General features: G+C 40.3%; 25 protein-coding genes and 1 pseudogene. 22 read left to right on the forward strand and 4 right to left on the reverse strand.

Annotated features, from left to right (window positions below; genetic code table 11):
- Positions 1–106 precede the first annotated feature (106 nt).
- Together AB1K80_RS09135 and AB1K80_RS09140 are read left to right on the forward strand one after the other, a co-directional pair.
- Positions 107–1,249, forward strand: coding sequence for an AI-2E family transporter (locus tag AB1K80_RS09135; RefSeq protein WP_412856297.1), 1,143 nt, complete (start codon positions 107–109; stop codon positions 1,247–1,249).
- A 120-nt stretch (positions 1,250–1,369) separates the two neighbouring features.
- Positions 1,370–2,203 (forward strand): undecaprenyl-diphosphate phosphatase, encoded by an 834-nt coding sequence (locus tag AB1K80_RS09140; RefSeq protein ID WP_412856298.1) that lies wholly within the window; start codon positions 1,370–1,372, stop codon positions 2,201–2,203.
- A 72-nt stretch (positions 2,204–2,275) separates the two neighbouring features.
- On the opposite strand, the gene bioB is transcribed toward AB1K80_RS09140, so the two are convergent.
- The 3 genes from bioB to AB1K80_RS09155 all read right to left on the reverse strand — a co-directional run bounded on the left by bioB (position 2,276) and on the right by AB1K80_RS09155 (position 4,416).
- Complete coding sequence (gene bioB, locus AB1K80_RS09145) at positions 2,276–3,271, reverse strand: biotin synthase BioB (protein ID WP_412856299.1); 996 nt, start codon at positions 3,269–3,271, stop codon at positions 2,276–2,278.
- Between the two features lie 151 nt (positions 3,272–3,422).
- Entirely contained in the window at positions 3,423–3,773 is a 351-nt protein-coding gene (locus AB1K80_RS09150; RefSeq protein ID WP_412856300.1) for a hypothetical protein, read from the reverse strand.
- A gap of 265 nt (positions 3,774–4,038) precedes the next feature.
- Positions 4,039–4,416: a helix-turn-helix domain-containing protein gene (locus tag AB1K80_RS09155; protein ID WP_412856301.1), complete on the reverse strand. Its 378-nt coding sequence runs from the start codon at positions 4,414–4,416 to the stop codon at positions 4,039–4,041.
- Between the two features lie 366 nt (positions 4,417–4,782).
- Between AB1K80_RS09155 and AB1K80_RS09160 the strand changes: the two genes are divergently transcribed.
- From AB1K80_RS09160 to AB1K80_RS09240, 17 genes are all read left to right on the forward strand, one after another.
- Complete coding sequence (locus AB1K80_RS09160; protein ID WP_412856302.1) at positions 4,783–4,935, forward strand: hypothetical protein; 153 nt, start codon at positions 4,783–4,785, stop codon at positions 4,933–4,935.
- On the forward strand, positions 4,910–5,110 hold the full coding sequence (locus AB1K80_RS09165; protein ID WP_412856303.1) for a hypothetical protein: 201 nt from the start codon (positions 4,910–4,912) through the stop codon (positions 5,108–5,110). The genes AB1K80_RS09160 and AB1K80_RS09165 overlap by 26 nt, the downstream gene beginning before the upstream one ends.
- Positions 5,111–5,203: 93 nt before the next feature.
- Positions 5,204–5,605 (forward strand): RusA family crossover junction endodeoxyribonuclease, encoded by a 402-nt coding sequence (locus tag AB1K80_RS09170; RefSeq protein WP_412856304.1) that lies wholly within the window; start codon positions 5,204–5,206, stop codon positions 5,603–5,605.
- 50 nt (positions 5,606–5,655) lie between these two features.
- Positions 5,656–5,808, forward strand: coding sequence for an XtrA/YqaO family protein (locus AB1K80_RS09175; protein ID WP_412856329.1), 153 nt, complete (start codon positions 5,656–5,658; stop codon positions 5,806–5,808).
- A 122-nt stretch (positions 5,809–5,930) separates the two neighbouring features.
- Entirely contained in the window at positions 5,931–6,449 is a 519-nt protein-coding gene (locus AB1K80_RS09180) for a sigma-70 family RNA polymerase sigma factor (RefSeq protein ID WP_412856305.1), read from the forward strand.
- Positions 6,450–6,601: 152 nt separating this feature from the next.
- Positions 6,602–7,249: a phage terminase small subunit gene (gene terS / locus AB1K80_RS09185; RefSeq protein WP_412856306.1), complete on the forward strand. Its 648-nt coding sequence runs from the start codon at positions 6,602–6,604 to the stop codon at positions 7,247–7,249.
- Positions 7,246–8,559 (forward strand): PBSX family phage terminase large subunit, encoded by a 1,314-nt coding sequence (locus AB1K80_RS09190; RefSeq protein WP_412856307.1) that lies wholly within the window; start codon positions 7,246–7,248, stop codon positions 8,557–8,559. The genes terS and AB1K80_RS09190 overlap by 4 nt, the downstream gene beginning before the upstream one ends.
- Positions 8,556–10,037: a phage portal protein gene (locus AB1K80_RS09195; protein ID WP_412856308.1), complete on the forward strand. Its 1,482-nt coding sequence runs from the start codon at positions 8,556–8,558 to the stop codon at positions 10,035–10,037. Before AB1K80_RS09190 ends, AB1K80_RS09195 begins: the two co-directional genes overlap by 4 nt.
- A gap of 4 nt (positions 10,038–10,041) precedes the next feature.
- Positions 10,042–11,127 (forward strand): XkdF-like putative serine protease domain-containing protein, encoded by a 1,086-nt coding sequence (locus AB1K80_RS09200; RefSeq protein WP_412856309.1) that lies wholly within the window; start codon positions 10,042–10,044, stop codon positions 11,125–11,127.
- Positions 11,090–12,073, forward strand: a complete 984-nt coding sequence (locus AB1K80_RS09205) for a phage major capsid protein (RefSeq protein ID WP_412856310.1) — start codon at positions 11,090–11,092, stop codon at positions 12,071–12,073. Before AB1K80_RS09200 ends, AB1K80_RS09205 begins: the two co-directional genes overlap by 38 nt.
- A 13-nt stretch (positions 12,074–12,086) precedes the next feature.
- Entirely contained in the window at positions 12,087–12,470 is a 384-nt protein-coding gene (locus AB1K80_RS09210) for a DUF3199 family protein (protein ID WP_412856311.1), read from the forward strand.
- A complete protein-coding gene (locus AB1K80_RS09215) occupies positions 12,467–12,823 on the forward strand; it encodes a YqbH/XkdH family protein (protein ID WP_412856312.1) in 357 nt (118 codons plus the stop codon). Before AB1K80_RS09210 ends, AB1K80_RS09215 begins: the two co-directional genes overlap by 4 nt.
- Entirely contained in the window at positions 12,820–13,317 is a 498-nt protein-coding gene (locus tag AB1K80_RS09220) for an HK97 gp10 family phage protein (RefSeq protein WP_412856313.1), read from the forward strand. Before AB1K80_RS09215 ends, AB1K80_RS09220 begins: the two co-directional genes overlap by 4 nt.
- Positions 13,318–13,321: 4 nt before the next feature.
- A complete protein-coding gene (locus tag AB1K80_RS09225) occupies positions 13,322–13,777 on the forward strand; it encodes a phage portal protein (RefSeq protein ID WP_412856314.1) in 456 nt (151 codons plus the stop codon).
- Complete coding sequence (locus AB1K80_RS09230; RefSeq protein WP_412856315.1) at positions 13,764–13,976, forward strand: hypothetical protein; 213 nt, start codon at positions 13,764–13,766, stop codon at positions 13,974–13,976. Before AB1K80_RS09225 ends, AB1K80_RS09230 begins: the two co-directional genes overlap by 14 nt.
- A gap of 3 nt (positions 13,977–13,979) precedes the next feature.
- Complete coding sequence (locus tag AB1K80_RS09235; RefSeq protein WP_412856316.1) at positions 13,980–15,326, forward strand: phage tail sheath family protein; 1,347 nt, start codon at positions 13,980–13,982, stop codon at positions 15,324–15,326.
- A 1-nt stretch (position 15,327) separates the two neighbouring features.
- Positions 15,328–15,771 carry a phage tail tube protein gene (locus tag AB1K80_RS09240; protein ID WP_412856317.1) on the forward strand — a complete coding sequence of 148 codons (444 nt, stop codon included), beginning with the start codon at positions 15,328–15,330 and terminating at the stop codon, positions 15,769–15,771.
- Positions 15,772–16,061: 290 nt separating this feature from the next.
- On the opposite strand, the gene AB1K80_RS09245 is transcribed toward AB1K80_RS09240, so the two are convergent.
- Positions 16,062–16,151 (reverse strand): putative holin-like toxin, encoded by a 90-nt coding sequence (locus tag AB1K80_RS09245; protein ID WP_412856318.1) that lies wholly within the window; start codon positions 16,149–16,151, stop codon positions 16,062–16,064.
- A 151-nt stretch (positions 16,152–16,302) separates the two neighbouring features.
- On the opposite strand from AB1K80_RS09245, the gene AB1K80_RS09250 reads away from it, so the two are divergent.
- From AB1K80_RS09250 to AB1K80_RS09260, 3 genes and pseudogenes are all read left to right on the forward strand, one after another.
- Positions 16,303–16,743 carry a phage tail assembly chaperone gene (locus tag AB1K80_RS09250; protein WP_412856319.1) on the forward strand — a complete coding sequence of 147 codons (441 nt, stop codon included), beginning with the start codon at positions 16,303–16,305 and terminating at the stop codon, positions 16,741–16,743.
- A 29-nt stretch (positions 16,744–16,772) separates the two neighbouring features.
- Positions 16,773–16,922 (forward strand): hypothetical protein, encoded by a 150-nt coding sequence (locus AB1K80_RS09255; protein ID WP_412856330.1) that lies wholly within the window; start codon positions 16,773–16,775, stop codon positions 16,920–16,922.
- 1 nt (position 16,923) lies between these two features.
- Positions 16,924–17,957 (forward strand): annotated as a pseudogene (locus tag AB1K80_RS09260) (transglycosylase); the annotation flags it as partial.

A 17,957-nucleotide genomic window follows, 5' to 3' on the forward strand; every position in this document is an offset into this window, starting at 1 on the left:
GCGATGTCCATTGCCAAATCAGAAAAAATGCTGAAACAATCATGACGATTTCATGATAAAGTAGTGTACAATTTATTTATAAATAGCCCGTGTTTGGAGGAACAATATGAATTCTATGCAAATGTGGAGCAGTCGATTTAAAAAGTTTTTTCTTGATAACAAGTTTGTTCTGTTTTTACTCATCCTTTTACTGATAGGATTGAATATCCTTGTTTTCACGAAAACATCTTTTATTTTCACACCGCTCATTGTACTTGTTAAAACCATCGCTTTGCCAATTATTTTAACAGGGGTTGTGTATTACTTATTAAACCCGGTTGTCAACTTGTTAGAGAGATTGAGAGTCAAGCGAATCTATTCTATTTTACTTTTATATATTGTTATCATTGGAATCATCACAGTGACGATTGTGTCCATTATACCGTTTTTACAAGCACAAACGATGAGTCTCTTTCATAACCTTCCGAAATACGTTGATACAGTAGAAGAACAAATTAGACAACTAACAGGTAGTAATTTCATTAACCAAGTACAAAACACGATGAATTTTAACGTGTCAGAATTAGTCAGTAAAGCGTCCAGTCAAGCGACGAAGATTTTGGAGAGTACCTTCACAGGTGTAGGGACATTCTTAGGCGCACTGACTGAAATCATCATCTCGATCGTGACAGTCCCGTTCATTCTCTTTTATCTATTAAAAGACGGGCAGAAGCTACCTGATTATTTTCTGAAATTCATCCCGAATAAGCTAAGAGAACATACCCATGTTGTCCTTCACGAAATGAACCACCGCCTTAGCTCATATATTCGAGGTCAGATCATTGTCAGCTTCTGTATTGGTGTTCTGCTCTTAATTGGGTACATGATTATCGGCTTAGATTATGCCTTACTGTTAGCGATTATTGCGGCGTTTACGAGTGTTGTGCCTTATCTTGGCCCAACCATTGCCATCACACCAGCGATTGTTATTGCCCTTGTCACGTCACCCATTATGCTGTTAAAATTGATCATTGTTTGGACAGTCGTTCAGCTGATTGAAGGGAAATTTATTTCTCCACAGGTCATGGGGAAAAATCTCCATATCCATCCGATTACCATCATTTTTGTTCTATTGACAGCAGGTAAACTCTTTAACGTCGTAGGTGTGATTGTCGCAATTCCTACGTATGCTGTGTTGAAAGTCATCACGACTCATTTATTTGATTGGTTCAAAATGCGATCCAATCTATATAAAGAAGAAAAGTCATAATCGTTTTTTGAAAAAAATATAGTATCATAAAGACGAGCTTTCGAAAAAGAAAGCTTGTCTTTACGTGGACATGAGAGATGTAACCTGTTCAAAAGACCAGAAGTGAAAGGAAAGAAAATCATGAATTTATGGGATTTATTCGTGGCACTGATTTTAGGAATTGTTGAAGGCTTAACAGAATATGCACCTGTCTCGTCAACTGGACATATGATCATTGTCGATGATCTATGGTTAAAGTCGAAGGAAATCATTGCGCCAGAAGCGGCAAATACATTTAAAGTTGTGATTCAGCTAGGGTCTATTTTAGCCGTTATGATCGTATTTAAAGATCGTATTCTAAACTTATTAGGTTTAAAGAAAAACATCACAGAAGAACAAAAGCGCAGTGGACATAAGCTAACCATTGCCCAAATTGCTGTTGGACTTGTCCCAGCCGTTATTTTAGGATTCCTCTTTGAAGATTATATTGATAAATATTTATTTGACGTCAGAACGGTCGCAGTCGGTCTAATCTTAGGAGCCATCTTGATGCTTGTGGCTGACTGGATCAACAAACAAAAAACAGAGACACGCTCCGTTGATAACATGACGTACCGCCAAGCTCTTTATATTGGACTGTTTCAGTGTTTGGCCTTATGGCCTGGATTTTCACGTTCAGGTTCAACCATCGCTGGTGGCGTTATTCTTGGGTTGAATCACCGCGCTGCGGCTGACTTTACATTTATCATGGCCATGCCCATTATGGCAGGTGCAAGCTTCCTAACACTTGTGAAAAATGCCGAATATTTAACAGCAGACATGCTTCCATTCTTTGGCGTTGGCTTTGTCAGTGCGTTTATTGTAGCTTTGTTCGTTGTTCGCTTCTTCTTAAAATTGATTAATAAAATCAAACTTGTGCCCTTTGCGATTTATCGAATCGTACTAGGTGTCTTATTATTTATTCTGTTTATGTAAATATGAAACTACTCTGTTAAAGAGTAGTTTTTTTGTTGCAAAAAAGCCTGCCAGATATTCGGCAGACACTTTTTATAGGGCACATTCTTCAATCTCGAAACCTAAATCTTCAATAATCTGATGATCAGTTTGAACTTGTTGCCCTTTTGTGGTTAAATAATCGCCTACAAAAATAGAATTTGCAGCGTAAAGGGCAAGGGGTTGTAGCGTCCGTAAATTAAATTCTCTTCCGCCAGACACTCGAATTTCCTTTGTTGGATTGATGAATCTCATCAATGCCAGAACCTTCAATGCTTTGATCGGGTGTGTTCGACTTTGGTGTTCAAGTGGCGTGCCCTCGATGGCATGTAGAAAATTCACAGGAATTGAATCCGCATCAAGTGCCCTGAGTGCGAACGCCATTTCAACAATCTGCTCATCGGTTTCTCCCATACCAATAATGACACCTGAGCAGGGGGACATACCCGATTGTTTCACTTGCTGGACGGTTGCGATCCGGTCGTCATATGTATGAGTGGTTGTGATTTGTGCATGATGATCATGATGTGTATTCAGATTGTGATTATAACGATGCACACCAGCTTCCTTTAATCGCAGTGCTTTTTCTTCATTTAGTAAACCAAGACAGGCACATACCTTTAACGGCATGGTCTCTGTAATCTCCTTAACAGCCGCGGTCACCTCGTCTAATTCACGGTGTGAAGGGGCTCTGCCGCTTGCTACAATACAATAAGTCCCCGCTTTTCTTCTTAAAGCCTCACGTGCCCCTGCCACAATAGTCTCCTGATCTAGCATGGTATATTTTTCAACCGGTGCTTTTGACACAATCGACTGTGAACAATATCCACAATTTTCTGGGCAGTAACCACTTTTTGCATTGAAGATCATATTTAACTTCACCTTTTTTTGAAAAAAGTGATATCTCACCCGATAGGCTGCATGCATGATCGGCAACAGCTCATGGTCATCGGCTTCAAGGATATCTACCCCTTCTTGTTTAGATGCCGGCTCATTTCGAATCGCTTTTTCCGCTATTTCTCCCCATGATAAAGCCGCTTGTTTCCCCATAAAATCCCCCTTAATATGTTAACCTGTTTTAATTAAAAGTTAACATAAGGTGTATGCGATGGCAAGTAAGTGTTAATTTTGTCATTCTTCATACAAAGGAAAAAGGCGATGAACAAGATGTCATCGCCTTTTGAATGGAGAGAATGTGTCATTAACGTACTGTAATGTAGTTAATGACACGTTCTCCGAGTGAATTATAGTATGAAACAGTCACAGAACCACGTTGTACAGCGCGAATCCAAGTGAAGTTCGGAGCTGTTTGGTCTAATTGAATGGCATAAGTTGCACCAGTCACAGAAATTTGACTAGCTGGAAGAGACACAGCGATAGAAGAACCTACTGAAAGCGTACGGTTCACAGTAATCACTTTATTCATAATAGGAGCTTTTGCAATAACTGGTTCTTTTGGCTGTGCAGCTGCATGTGCACCTTCAGCCTGGAAGAATGTAAGGGCGCCAAGAGCAGCTAAAGACAACGTACAAGCTTTCATTGATTTTTTCATAGTAACACTCCTTTTTTTGGTATAAACATATATTAATAATTATAGAATATTATGTCAATAATAATATGTAATAAAAAGTATAATTTTGGTGAAAAACGTCACATTTTATGTAGGAGGTTCGGGGGGAATTAAATAAAAGATATGATTTTTTTGTCATGTTCCGATGTACATAAAGAGAAAAAAGACATAAAAAAAGCTGGGAATGCACCCAGCAATGTGTATCGTTATAAAAAGAGAATAAGACGCAACAATGGAAACAGATCCTTTATTCACTGTCCGGTTGTTTTAGCTGCCGGCCTTTTTGTTTCTCTTTCTCTCTAATGTAATGAATAAAATCGATGGTTTGTCTCTTCGCTTCTTCAGAAAAGTCTGTTGCAGCTTTAAAGGCAATTTGCAAGTCAGGATCGTTTGCAAGATCGTATCCTGGTACGCTCTTGTCTTTACCTGTAAGAAGATAATCCGTCGAGACCCCGTATAAATCCGCAATTTTTACGATCATATCTCCGTCTGGTTTTCTTAATCCATATTCCCAATTCGCATAGGTCGACATCGCTTTCAGTCCGAGTTTTTTGGCAACAGTTGACTTACTCCATCCATGCTTCTCTCTTAATTCAGTTAATATCTTCCCAGTCATATTATTCATTGGAAACACCTTTTTTTATGTGATGTGTAAATTTTATCACGAATTACACGAAAAAGATAAATATATACACAAAAAGAATAAAAAATGATTGACTTACTCTTTTCGTGTATATTATTATAATGAATATCACTTACACGTTTTGAGTAACGAATGAACATGCAAATAAAATATGTATGAGAACAACAAATAGAACAAGGAAGACATAGACGTTGATTTCGGGAAGAATTCATGCTTTCTGCCAGACGAACGTCGGAAGATAAGCAGATGATAGGTGATTGAAATATTGATGCTTAAAATTTTTTAACTAATTGTTACACGAAAAGAGTAAAAAGGAACGTTGAATGAAGTAGAGAGGAGAAGATTCGTATGAATATTGAGCATCCGATGGTAACGCAAATGAATGAATTTGGATATCCAAAAAGGTACTGGTCGTATGAGATGAAACGATCTGGTGATCGAAAAGAAGTGGAAGACGGTCAGGAGGAATGTGAAGATGACGAGACATCAGCTAATGTTTGATTCCCGTAAAGTAGCGCAGCTTTGTTTAGTACAAGCGGGTGGATGGATGATGATCCATGAACATGAGCCGATTTTTGTTTTTTCAACGGCAGAAGACAAACAGACATACAGGGCACTCATGGCAGCGCAAAACATACACACAAAAATAGAAGGAGGAAAGACATGGAACGACTGAAGCAAATCATGACATTGATGAAATGTTTGCACAAAGCGAGTAAAAAAGAAGAAGTCATTCGTCAATGGGAAAAGGACGACGGGAGATCGTAACGTGGTCATCCATCTAATTTTTAAAACAGCGCATCATCTCACAAGAAAGTTATTCATCCAGAAAATGAAAGAGGCTGTAAAAGCGCAATGTACACAAAAGATAAAAGGCGCATTATCACTTGAGATTCGTTTGTTTTACAGCATGCCATATGACATATCGAGCTGTCACATGAAACGGACGCATGCTGAAAGAGGATTGATACGTCCAACAAACATAGACATCTACCAGCCAAACAGACAGGATATGCAAGACGCACTTGGCTCTATTGCTGATGATGCCGCATTACAGATAGTAGATTTAAGAGTGTCACAGTTTTATAGTTTACGTCCAAGAGTTGAAATGATTTTAAATACATTGGGTGACGGCGTGGGGCCATCACAAAAAAGGGAGACCATCACATGAACGAGCCAAAGCAACTTTTTATTCAAGACAATCAGACAGTCATTGGTGAAATGGAAAATGGGAAGATTCAAGTCATCGTATTAGATGGAAATGGTGGAACAGCATATCAACTAGAGGTACCTGAACATGGAAAAACGATTATTCAAACGGCAAAAGGGCATTTTGCTAGAGTGGATCACGAAATTGGTTTTAAAATCAGCTAGCCTGATGAACAACAACATCATAAGTCCAAGACGGAAAGCCTGCGGACACTGATCAACACCCTACGAAAGGGGATTGATTGGTGTCCGTTTTTTTTATGCAAATCAAAAGGGAGCGATAAGACATGCAAGACCTGTTAATCGAATATAAACGAGCTTTGAAGGATGCTAGAAAACGATACGAGCCGCTTAGAGAAAAGGAAGACAAACAACTGACTGATCAAGACAAGCACGATAAAAAAATCATTGCCAGTATGGTTAGTGACCTAGAATACGTGGTGGAATGGCTTCAAATTGGTAGGCAGCCTGGCGCGCGCAGAGGGTTAGATAGACGTTCTGTTTATCAACGGACGATGCTTGCAGATCCAGAAGTGTTAGAGGCATTATCACATGAATATACCCTCATCCAAGAAAAAGAAAGAGAAGTAAGCGAGCGGGACAAAAAACGCATAGAAGAAGCTTTATCTGTTTTAACAGATCGAGAAAAAGACGTATTTTATATGCACACAACACAGGGCTTGTCGTTTAGCGAGATTGCTATGATGCTAGATGTCAAAAAAGGAACAGTCCAAAAACAGATGGAGAGAGCCCGAGCAAAAATGTCTAAAAAAATCCAAGAACGCCTATTCCAAGCTGCTGAATAGGCGTTTTTTTCTTTTTAAAAATAAATCCAGCAGGGCTTGTCTTACAGTTGCCACCTATAGATAGAAAGACCAAACGGATGTTTGCTAGCCCAGCACAAATGATTCCTTTCAATGAATCATTCGAACTTAAAGGAGGCGGCAGGTGAATGTAAATGAAACATAAACGAATGAATGCAGAACAGGATTATATGAAAGGGATGACCTATCAGCAGCTCGCTGATCAATACAACGTCTCTATTCATACAGTCAAATCATGGAAAAGACGCTATGGATGGCAAAGACCAAAAGCACCATCTAAGCAAGCACATTCCATCTTTCATCAATTTTTTTCAGATGAAACGATTGAGATTATGGAGAGAATGGATGGACGCACATCACTTGATTTAATCTGGGATCAAATTCAAATTCAATACGCGGCGATCATTCGAGCGCAGCGCATCATGTTTGTAGCAGATCAAGATGACATGATCAAAGAGGTGAAAAAGGCGACATATACGCCTTCATCCTTAGAGAAAGAAACAGTAGATGGAATACAGCCGGAACCAACGATCGAGGCGGAAGAATTCGCATTCCAATTCTCATGGGACCGGCATGCGACTTTTTTAAATGCCCAATCTCGTGCCATGGGAGAGCTTAGACGACTGATTAAACAGTTTGAGGAACTCGCACATGCGAAGGATGAGCGCAGGTTGAGGCTGAAACAAATTGAACTGACGATCGAAAAAACAAAAAAAGCTGTCCGTGAAGAAAAAGAGGAAGACCTTCACATCATGATCAAACGAAAAGAGGATCAATCATGACACCGATGATTGAAAAAGAAGTCAATCCTCACTTTGAGCACTTTCTATTTGATTGGAATCAAAAGTTTCAATTTTTAGTAGGTGGCTATGGTTCTTCAAAAAGCTATCATATTGCCTTAAAGCTCATCTTAAAGCTACTTGAAGAAAAACGGACAGCACTCGTCATTCGAGAGGTGTATGATACGCACCGAGAGTCGACATATTCTCTACTACAAGAGATCGTCCATGATCTTGGCATCGGTCATTTTGTGAAATGCCGTAGCTCGCCGCTTGCACTGACGTTCAGAAACGGCAGCAGTATTTTATTTAAAGGCCTAGATAAGCCAGAGAAACTGAAATCGATCAATAATATCTCCCTCATTTGGATCGAAGAATGCTCAGAGATTTCTTATGACGGATTTAAAGAACTACTTGGGAGGCTGCGGCATCCCTCATTAGAGCTATATATGATGTTATCGACCAACCCTGTTGGTCAAGATAATTGGACGTACAGACATTTCTTCCGGGATGAACAGCTCAAGAGGTTTGTTCTTGACGACGAGACATTATACAAAAAACGAACAGTCGTTATCAAGGATACTTACTATCATCACTCCACAGCAGATGACAACTTATTCTTGCCTAAAAGTTATGTGCATCAGCTGGATGAGCTGAAAGAATATGATCCAGATCTCTATCGAATTGCGCGAAGGGGTTATTTCGGAATCAATGGCACAAGGGTTTTTCCTCAATTTGAGGTGAGAGCCCATTCTGACGTATTAGAAGCCATTCAACAAATTCAAAAGCCGCTCAAACGGGCAGGCATGGATTTCGGATTTGTCGAATCGTACAATGCTTTAATTCGTTTAGCCGTTGATCATGAAAAAAAATATCTCTATATTTACTGGGAATATTACGACCGTGGGAAAACAGATGATGAAACCGCTCTAGACTTGAAAGAGTTCATCCAATCAAAGGAATTGATCAAGGCAGACGCAGCAGAACCTAAAACCATTCACTACTTTCGCCAGCTAGGATTTCAAATGATTGCAGCACATAAATTTCAAGGCTCTCGCTTGCAATATACAAAAAAGATCAAACGGTTTAAGAAAATCATTTGTTCTGATATGTGCACGAATACGATCTATGAGCTTCAATCATTAACCTATCAAGCGGATAAAGACGGACGACTGCAAGAAGATGAATTTCAAATCGACCCGCACACATTATCGGCGATCTGGTATGCACTGGATGATTATGAAGTAACTGATTTGAAAGAGACTGCTTCGAAGCGTGTCCGTCCAAATAGAGAGAGGAGGTCTATACAATGAACCAAGTCAAAGCAACGATTATGAAAGCAAGTATATCTGATCATACAAAACAAATGTATGAAGATGAATTTTCATATGAAAAAGATGACATTGTTCCGCCATCTTACCATATCAGTGAATTGAAAAGGATGGCAGAATATTCAACGATCCTTCAGCAGTGTATTGATGCATATAAAACGAATATTTTAGGTTTTGGTTTTGGCGTAGAATACGCATTCGATTTTAATGCGGAAGGGGTCCAACCAGCAAAAAAGAAAATAGCAGAGAAGGAATGGACAAGGCTTGAAGAATTTACAAAATACATGAACTATGATGAATCTGCTGATGTGATATTCGGGTATGTCCTCGAAGACCGTGAGAAAACAGGAAATGGTTTTTTAGAGGTGCTCCGAGATGGACAGGGGAAACCAGCAGGGGTTGAGTACTTAGATGCACTTCACATTCGTATTTGTAAACTGGGTGAGCCTGTAGATGTCACCTTCCGATATACGGAAAATGGTGAGCTGAAAACGATGAATCGGAAGAAACGCTTCCGTAAATATGTACAGATGATTAATGAAAAGAAAGTCTTTTTCAAAGAATATGGTGATCCTCGCATTCTAAATTGTGAAACAGGACGATACGACGATGCCACCCCAGAATCACTTAGGGCAACAGAGGTCATCCATTTTAAAATCGGTAGCGGGACATACGGAATTCCTCGCTGGATTGGCAACATTGTCAATATGTATGGCGCGCGCAAGGCAGAAGAGCTGAATTATCTTTATTTTAAACAAGGACGGCATGTACCAGGTGCGATCATTGTTGAAAACGGGATGCTATCAGAGGCCTCCTACCAACAGCTTCAGGATTATATGGACGATATCGAAGGAACTGATCATGCCCATAAATTTCTATTGCTGGAAGTAGAAGGACTCCCAACTGAAAAAGGGCTGACAGGTGAAGAAGATGTGTCAAATGTGAAAGTGAATTTTAAATCGTTAGCGGAAATCTTGCAAGAGGATGCGTTGTTTTTAGAATACGATGAAAAAACAAGAGATAAAATCCGTTCCGCTTTTCGATTACCACCTATATACACAGGGGAGTCTCAGGATTATAACAAAGCGACGGCAGATACTGCCCGTAAAACAACAGAAGAGCAAGTGTTTCAGCCAGAGCGGCACCTGATTACAGGAAAGCTTAATACGCTTTTCTTACCAGACCTTGATTTATGGCATGTTCGCTTCTTATTAAATGGTCCTGACTTTAGAGATCCGTTAGAGATTGCCAAGGTCTTAACACCGTTTGTTCAAGCTGGAGCCGTTTCGCCAAACGATTTAAGAGACTTGGCGGGGCGTATTCTTGGAAAGCCTTTAGAGGAATGGCCTGAAGAACAATATCACCGGCCCTTAGATAGCCGCCTGCAAGTAGTGAATGAATCATCACAACGAGCAGAGGGGATAAATGAAAGTACTTCTGCTTCATTTGAAAGGGGGTGAACATATGCCAAGAGAATTAAGAAATGCAAAGATTACCCATGTCTCATATGTCGACAAGGCAGCCAATCAAAAGAAATTCTTCTTCATGAAGGCCAAGAGAAAACCAGACTTTCAAAAGAAGGTCAGTGTGTTGACAAAGGCCGAGGACGCACATCGTCTTGTATATGGTGTTGTATATGAACCGAATACACCAGATGCCCATCAAGATTTTATGTCTGCCAAGGAAATTGAAAAAGCAGCACATGGCTTTATGAAAGATGCCCGTCACATTGACAAACAGCATGATTTTCAAGCCGGAGTTGGTGAGGTTGTGGAATCATATATTGCTCCTGCGGATTTTGAAGTAGGTGGAGAGCTGATTCAAAAAGGCTCTTGGGTACTTGTGACGAAAGCATCACAAGAGATTTGGAACCAAATTCAGCAAGGCCACATTACTGGCTACTCAATGGCAGGAACGGCTGACATCATGGATATAGAAGAACAGGATGAGCTTCGATCTCTAGAAACAAATGAGAGAGGGCTTTTTTCTTTGCTGAAAAATTTCTTTTTGAAAGAGGGAGGTGCAGACATGTCACAACCATTTTGGAGCGCGATCGACCATTTGCTGGAAACACTACAAATGAGTGATAGCGATGAGTCTAGCGTAAGAGAAGCGCTTGAACAATTAATCCCAATTGTCCAAGACGTTTTACAAGCAGATGATGTTCTTCAAGTGATTGGAGAAAGACCAGCATCCGTTCAAAAGCTTGAGGCTACATTAACGACTGATCAAGTACGAGAGCTGGAAAAAGCAAAGCAATCGATTGAGAACGTGCTACAACAAGCAGGGAAACAAGAGGAAGAACAAGCAGGTGAAGAAGCTGTCCATAAAGTACTTGGTCAAGCGATTGGTCCAATTCTTGATCAGCTGACCTCATTAGAGAAATCAGCTAGCAAAGATACATTAGCGATTCAGCATGTGCTAGAGGAGAAGCTTTTGCCGATTTCAGAGCGGATTCACATGCTTGAAAAAGCACGAGGTCTTTCAAAGCAAGCAATCCATGAAACACAAAATGACACAACAAAACCCGTATGGGACGGCTTACTATAAGCCTAAAAAAGGAGGAAAAAGCGTGAGAAATCAAGAGTTGATTCACAAAGCTGAAATGACACTGGCTAGCTTAAAAACTGGCGGTCTCATGAATGCAACCCAATCCAATACATTCATTAGAATGATGCAAAATACCCCAACTGTTTTAAATGACGCACGGATCATTCCAATGGAGAGTGATTCACAAAAAATCGAAAAAATAGGCTTCGGACAGCGCATTTTGCGACCGGCTGAAGAAGGAAAAGCACTTGTTGCAAAGGATCGTGTGGTTCCAGAGACAAGTACCGTTCAGCTGAATGCCAAAGAAGTGATCGCAGAGATTCATATGACGTACGACAGCATTGAAAACAATATTGAGAAAAACGGGATTCAGCAGACCATTATGCAAATGCTGGCAGAACGCGCAGCAGTAGATATTGAAGAGTTGATCGTCAATGGCGACACGACTTCCTCAGACCCATTTTTAGCACAAATGGATGGCGTCAGAAAACAGGCGGTATCCCATATTGTCGATGCAAATGGGGAAGAAGTGAGCCGCCAGTTGTTCAAACAGGCGTATAAAGCCATTCCTTCAAAATACTTACGCGTTCCACAAGACTTTCGTTTCTACACATCTCCAAGTCTAGAGGTTGAATGGAAAGATCAAGTAGCGAATCGCCAAACAGGGCTAGGAGATGCGGCGATTCAAGGTGGACTGTCCTCAGCATTCGGTGTTCCGGTCAAAGGAATTGCCAATATGCAGCCATATGATGAAGCGGGAGCAGATGTATCAGATATTCTGCTAACACACCCTAAAAACATCATTGTTGGTTTCTCTCGCAATATCCGAATTGAAGTAGAAAAGGATATTCGTAGCCGTAAATTTATTATTGTTCTCACTGCAAAGCTCGACAGCAAATTTGAGGAAGAGGACGCTGTAGCAAAAGTGATGAAAGTGAAAGAGTAGGTGACAACAGGCGATGTTCATTTCTGCTGAAGAATTACAAGCCTATTCTGTGTTTGATCGTGTGAAGAATCGTTCCGTAGAACGGCTAACTGCGGATATTGTCGAAGCTGAAGCTGCGGTATTCCAAATCGTCGGTCACGATTTTTCAAACGAAAAATATCAGCCTCTACCTGAAAAAGCAAGAATCGCCTTATTAAAAATGGCACAGTACTTTGCCATGCTAAATGATGATGAATCCATGATCAAAGGCATGACATCTGAAAAAATGGGCGACTATTCATATGCAAAGGCTGCCAATCAAGTAAAGGGTAAGCCTAATGTGTACGCTCTTCTTACAGACTTTATTGAACCATCTACGGCAGCTGGAAGTGCCAGATGTAAGGTGAGATCATTATGAGTTATGATGCACTATTAACGGATCGCTGCGACCTTTTTCATCTTGAAGAGAAGCAGGCGGTGAAAAGTAAGTTTGGGATTCCGACAGGGGATTTACAAAAGGTGCTCTCTTATCCTGAGACACCACACGCCAAGAATCTAGCTTGCTATGTCATAGAGAAAAACCAATCCATTGTGCAAGAAGAACCAAACACAGTCATTTATCAATCCTATCTTGTTCATTTTCCAATGACGAGTGATATTCGACTGCATGACAAAATATTGTGGAATGGGATCTCACTCACATTACAACAACCGAAAATAGTGAAGAATCATCACATTGAAGTGATGGCCATCAGGAAGGAAAACCTATGAAAATCAAAGGACTTGACCGACTGCTAACAAATCTACAAGAGGCAATTGATGGCGGCTTACAAGCTGAGTATCAAGAGTGGTTATCCGAGATGGGCCTGCAATTTTTAGATATTGTACAAGATGAATTAATGAAGGAAAAGTCTGTGGATACGGGGCGTCTTCTACGATCTTTCCAAAAAGGGGATAAGGAAAATCATTTTCTCATCACACAGGGTGGTCTAACACTAGAGGTCGGGACTGCACTTGACTATGCATCCTATGTCAATGATGGACATGCGACCTCTTCTAATGGAGAGCGAAGATGGGTGCCTGGCAGGTGGATTGGGAATCGATTTGAATATGATCCGAATATGAGCACTGGGATGATGCTTGCATCTCAATGGATCGAAGGGACTGGCTATTGGGATCATGCTTTCATGCTATATGTGCAAATGTTTGAAAGCTCACTCGATCGAAAGCTTCAAAGCTATATAGATCGACATTTTGGGAGGTGATGGAATGAATCAAGAAGTCGGGGCAATCATGCATTATATTTACACACACTTTCCAGTGAAAATGTATGATCGTCTTTTGCCGGAGCGCTTTCAAGTTCCTTCTGTTTATGTACCGCCAGTGACCGTTATCAGCGGTCCAGATACGGTGTCTACCTTTATGAAATCATATTCGCTTCAAGTGAAAATATTTCATGTGGATACTGAACAGGCGCATGATGCGGCAGAAATGGTCGTCGATGCATTGCTTGCTGATCGTCAAATCATTCAGATGATCAGTGAAGACGGAGAAGTGCTTGATGATTATGTCCGCATAAAACGAGTGGAAACTAGAATCCTAGATCAAGGCGTGGCAGCGATTGTCCTGACATGGGATAGCAGCTATTGGTACAGCCGAGACAAACAACCGAGCCTTGAAGGTATCAACTTTTCAGATGGGGTGATCAAACGTGAGCAAGACTAAAAACGCACAGCTCGATCAAGCAGTTGGCGAAGAAAAAGAATTTGGCTTTTCATTTGAAGCCTTAAAAGAGCACAGTAAGGATCTTTTTGGAGTCAAACCAGAGATCCTTGAGGGTGCTCTTTTTTATATCAAACATCAACCAATTACAAAAACAGAAGCAAAGAAGCACATTGATGCTTTTTTGTCCAAGGAGGTTTAAAGGATGAACGGAGGCAACTTTATACCAGGTACAGAGAAAAAGCGTCCTGGCATTTACTTTAATTTTAAAACAACAGCAGAACAACGCATTACTTTAGGCGAAAGAGGTACGGTCGCACTCCCTATTGTTATGAGCTGGGGAGAACCTAAAACCTTTATTTCCGTTTCCGATATGGAAGATTTAAATAAAAAAGTGGGACTCAATATTGATGATCAATCACTTCTTCTTTTCCGTGAAGCGAAGAAAAAAGCACAAACAGTCTTGCTTTATCGTTTAAATGAAGGGGTACCTGCCAAAGCTGAAATCGGCGAAAAATTTGTCATTACGGCGAATTATGGTGGTCTTAAAGGAAATGAGATCACAATCCAAGTGGCTGAAAATGTCCTTGATAACACGAAGCGAGATGTCATCACTTATCTGGGAACAGACATCGTCGATAAACAGGTGATCACTGATGTAAAAGACCTTGTGAAGAACAAGTATGTTCAATTTTCTGGTGAAGGTGAAGCCGTCATCACAGCAGGTGTCACACTAAGCGGGGGGAAAAATGGTGTAGCGAGTGTTGCGGATTACACAGCTTTCTTAGAAGCGGCAGAAACGGAATACTTTGATGTCATTGCGCTTCCAGTCGATAACAGTGTGCAATTAAAAGCGACTTTTGCCTCGTTCATTCAGCGTTTGCGTGATCAGCAAGGACGTAAGGTGCAAGGGGTTGTCGCCAACTATGCTGCTGACTCAGAAGGCATCATCAACGTCACAAGTGGTGTTGTGTTAGAAGATGGTACAAAACTGACACCTGCACAAGTGACAGCATGGGTCGCAGGTGCAAGCGCAGGAGCGAACTTCAATCAATCACTGACATTTGTTGAGTACGAAGGAGCAGTCGATACGTTAGAACGCCATGACAATGATCAAGTAGAATACCGCCTATCACAAGGGGAATTCCTCTTTACTTTTGATGCGCGAGACCGTACGGTGAGCGTTGAAAAAGATATTAACTCCTTAACAAGCTTTACAGCTGAGAAAAATCAGCAAATGGCAAAAAACAAAATCATTCGTGTCCTAGATGCAATCAACAATGATCTCACATTTGAATTGAAAAATTTGATTAAATTACGCAAAGCCAATGGCACTGACATTCCAGCATCTGATGATGGAGTACAACTTGTGAAAACACTGATTACACAGTATCTCACACAGCTTCAAGATGGAAGCGGCATTACAGGCTTTAATTCAGAAACAGATATCGTCATAGGTCTTAATGAAGATCGTGATGGATTTATGATTGATCTAGCTGTTCAACCAGTAGACGCAGCAGAAAAATTCTATTTCAATGTGGAGGTGAAGTAAGATGGCTTTTAAAGCGCAAAATACAATTTCAGGTAAAGAAGGTCGTCTTTTCTTAGAAGGTGAGGAGCTTGCATTTATCAAAACCTTCGAAGCAAACGTGGAAAAAAATAAAGCAGAGGTAAACGTCATGGGCCGCCGAATGACTGGTCATAAAACTACGGGTGCCAACGGAACTGGAACGGCAACGTTCTATAAAGTCACATCACGATTCGTACAATTAATGCTCAATTATGTGAAAAAAGGGGAAGATCCTTATTTCACGATACAGGCTGTGCTGGATGATAAGTCAGCAGGCCGAGGCACAGAGCGTGTGACATTATTTGATGTCAACTTTGATTCAGCAAAAATTGCAGGACTGGATGTCGATTCAGAGGCACTTGAAGAAGAGGTTCCATTTACATTTGAAGACTTTGATCTGCCTGAGAAACTGAAGAATTCTTTCTAATGACCTTAGAAAAAGGCATTACGAATGACGTAAAATAGATGTTGTTTTTATTTTATTCAACAATATGGTATAATTTTTCATAGTTACAAAGTAGCTGCAAAAGAGTTGCTGTGTAACCTCAAAAAGTTTCTTAGAAATATGTTTACACGCAAATCACTTTGCATAAAATAAAAAGAAGCCAGGATGCGTCAACATCCCGGCAATGTACAATTTGGCCCTCAAGGGGCTGGCTTATCGTATAGGTTCTTTAGGTAGACTTTCCCTTTAACCTTCCACAGCTCAAGGGGAGTCTATTTTTTGTCTATATACGTCAACAGGGTAATGATAAATGACCCAAAAGCAAGCATTAACATCAGTGCTTGAAATGTTGACCTGAGCATCATCCCCCTTCCTATCGGGGATGAGCCAGACGCCCTTGAGCAAGCCGTTCGATTGTACGATTTATATTATACATGAAAAGATTGGAAGCACATTCAAAAATGGATGTGCTTTTTTGCATTCAAAAAAACAAAACAAAGGGAGTTTTTAAACATGAGCGAAAAACAAACATTTGATCTTTCATTCTTTATGCCAGGACAAACAGTAGAAGCGGAAGAAGTGAAAGTACCAATTTCTAAGCGTTTCATTGATAAAAAGGGAAATGTCATTCCATTTGTTTTCAAAGCGATCACAACTGAGCGCATTGATGAGTTAGAAAAAGAAACCACAACCTTTAAAAATATCAAAGGCAGAGGACGTGTGAAAGACTTAGACAGCCAGCGCTTCTATGCACGGATTGCCATTGAATCAACCATTTATCCAGATTTCCGCTCAAAGGAATTGAGAGAAGCTTACAGCACACAAGATCCAGTTGAAGTAGCAAAACGTGTACTGTCTGTCGGCGGAGAATACGCAAACTGGTTAAACAAAGCCATCGAAATCAACGGCTTCGAAGATGAAATTGAAGATCTAGAAGACGCAGCAAAAAACTAATAAAGGATGGGGATAAAGAAGCCGTGTTTATGTATTATGCGATGCACGAGCTTCACTACTCCCCATCAGAACTACTAGATTTATACGAAGCACCAAGACAATTCAAAGCATTCCTATTCGGACTCATTAGTTACAAACTAGAAGTACTAGAAAAAGAAGCGAGGAAAGGAGGGAAATAAACTGGCGAAACTCACTGCACGATTTGAATTAGAAGACCGCGTGTCGAAAAAGCTTTTACGCATTCAAAAACGGTTTAAAACATTTGAGAAACAACTAAAGCCATTTAGAAAACCTGTCAAAATCGGCTTGGAAATTGATGAAAAGAAGTTAAGAAACTTCAATTCATCTCTTCGCAAGATGTCCGTAGTATCCATGAGACTAGATGATGGAATTTATCGTGATCTAAAATCGTTAACAAATCAGCTGAACATGATACCGAAACAAATGGTCATAACCATTCAAGCAAAGGGATTAGATGTTATTAAATCCAGTATAGATCGCTTGAAACAAATAGAAACAAGTCCAACCCTGCTGACGTTCAAAATGAATGATCAGTTGTCAGGAAAAATGTCATCGATCAAAAAATCAATCCTTCAGCTCATGAACAGAACGTACTATATGAGATTAAATATGGTTGACCAAGCCACCGCTGCAATTCAACGAATCAAAAAGACACTCAAAAGCTTGACAATGTCTAAACACGAAATCAGAGTATCTGTTCAAGACAATGCAAAGAGTAAGTTGAAAAAACGAGATCAGACAGAGTCTGTTGTGAAAGAACAAAACATAAAAAAAGAGCCTGAGGCTCTTAGTCCGTCGGTTAAAAAGGATGAACCTAAACAAAGTTGGCTTCAGAGCCTTGCCAATAAAGGATTAAATGAAATTCAAAAATATGCAGGTGACGTTGCAGACAAAGTGAAAGAAAAATTGAGTCCTAGAAAGTTTTGGGATGAAAAGGCACTTCCTTGGGTTGAAAATAAAATAGAAGAGTACAAGCAAGATGTGATCGGAAGAATTAAAGAGAAAATTAAATTTAATCCTGAAAAAAAACTCGATCAATTGGTGAAGACTGGATTAGATCGACTCTTAGGTGCAAGTGAAAACAACAGTACCACTCCGGCGCCAACAACAGCGCCAACAACAGCGCCAACAACAGCGCCAACAACAGCGCCAACAACAGCGCCAACAACAGCGCCAACAACAGCGCCAACAAC

This window comes from Bacillus sp. 179-C3.3 HS, assembly GCF_047229225.1.
Lineage (GTDB): Bacteria > Bacillota > Bacilli > Bacillales > Bacillaceae > Bacillus.

What these genes read in the sequence shown, in the direction of transcription:
- AB1K80_RS09160 (WP_412856302.1), top strand. Translation starts at nt 4,783, where the DNA reads ATGAATATTGAGCATCCGATGGTAACGCAAATGAATGAATTTGGATAT.
- AB1K80_RS09175 (WP_412856329.1), top strand. Translation starts at nt 5,656, where the DNA reads ATGGAAAATGGGAAGATTCAAGTCATCGTATTAGATGGAAATGGTGGA.
- AB1K80_RS09220 (WP_412856313.1), top strand. Translation starts at nt 12,820, where the DNA reads ATGAAAATCAAAGGACTTGACCGACTGCTAACAAATCTACAAGAGGCA.
- AB1K80_RS09190 (WP_412856307.1), top strand. Translation starts at nt 7,246, where the DNA reads ATGACACCGATGATTGAAAAAGAAGTCAATCCTCACTTTGAGCACTTT.
- AB1K80_RS09155 (WP_412856301.1), bottom strand. Translation starts at nt 4,416, where the DNA reads ATGAATAATATGACTGGGAAGATATTAACTGAATTAAGAGAGAAGCAT.
- AB1K80_RS09235 (WP_412856316.1), top strand. Translation starts at nt 13,980, where the DNA reads ATGAACGGAGGCAACTTTATACCAGGTACAGAGAAAAAGCGTCCTGGC.
- AB1K80_RS09245 (WP_412856318.1), bottom strand. Translation starts at nt 16,151, where the DNA reads ATGCTCAGGTCAACATTTCAAGCACTGATGTTAATGCTTGCTTTTGGG.
- AB1K80_RS09200 (WP_412856309.1), top strand. Translation starts at nt 10,042, where the DNA reads ATGCCAAGAGAATTAAGAAATGCAAAGATTACCCATGTCTCATATGTC.
- AB1K80_RS09255 (WP_412856330.1), top strand. Translation starts at nt 16,773, where the DNA reads ATGTATTATGCGATGCACGAGCTTCACTACTCCCCATCAGAACTACTA.
- terS (WP_412856306.1), top strand. Translation starts at nt 6,602, where the DNA reads ATGAAACATAAACGAATGAATGCAGAACAGGATTATATGAAAGGGATG.
- bioB (WP_412856299.1), bottom strand. Translation starts at nt 3,271, where the DNA reads ATGGGGAAACAAGCGGCTTTATCATGGGGAGAAATAGCGGAAAAAGCG.
- AB1K80_RS09250 (WP_412856319.1), top strand. Translation starts at nt 16,303, where the DNA reads ATGAGCGAAAAACAAACATTTGATCTTTCATTCTTTATGCCAGGACAA.
- AB1K80_RS09135 (WP_412856297.1), top strand. Translation starts at nt 107, where the DNA reads ATGAATTCTATGCAAATGTGGAGCAGTCGATTTAAAAAGTTTTTTCTT.
- AB1K80_RS09180 (WP_412856305.1), top strand. Translation starts at nt 5,931, where the DNA reads ATGCAAGACCTGTTAATCGAATATAAACGAGCTTTGAAGGATGCTAGA.
- AB1K80_RS09165 (WP_412856303.1), top strand. Translation starts at nt 4,910, where the DNA reads ATGACGAGACATCAGCTAATGTTTGATTCCCGTAAAGTAGCGCAGCTT.
- AB1K80_RS09240 (WP_412856317.1), top strand. Translation starts at nt 15,328, where the DNA reads ATGGCTTTTAAAGCGCAAAATACAATTTCAGGTAAAGAAGGTCGTCTT.
- AB1K80_RS09215 (WP_412856312.1), top strand. Translation starts at nt 12,467, where the DNA reads ATGAGTTATGATGCACTATTAACGGATCGCTGCGACCTTTTTCATCTT.
- AB1K80_RS09195 (WP_412856308.1), top strand. Translation starts at nt 8,556, where the DNA reads ATGAACCAAGTCAAAGCAACGATTATGAAAGCAAGTATATCTGATCAT.
- AB1K80_RS09150 (WP_412856300.1), bottom strand. Translation starts at nt 3,773, where the DNA reads ATGAAAAAATCAATGAAAGCTTGTACGTTGTCTTTAGCTGCTCTTGGC.
- AB1K80_RS09140 (WP_412856298.1), top strand. Translation starts at nt 1,370, where the DNA reads ATGAATTTATGGGATTTATTCGTGGCACTGATTTTAGGAATTGTTGAA.
- AB1K80_RS09205 (WP_412856310.1), top strand. Translation starts at nt 11,090, where the DNA reads ATGACACAACAAAACCCGTATGGGACGGCTTACTATAAGCCTAAAAAA.
- AB1K80_RS09225 (WP_412856314.1), top strand. Translation starts at nt 13,322, where the DNA reads ATGAATCAAGAAGTCGGGGCAATCATGCATTATATTTACACACACTTT.
- AB1K80_RS09210 (WP_412856311.1), top strand. Translation starts at nt 12,087, where the DNA reads ATGTTCATTTCTGCTGAAGAATTACAAGCCTATTCTGTGTTTGATCGT.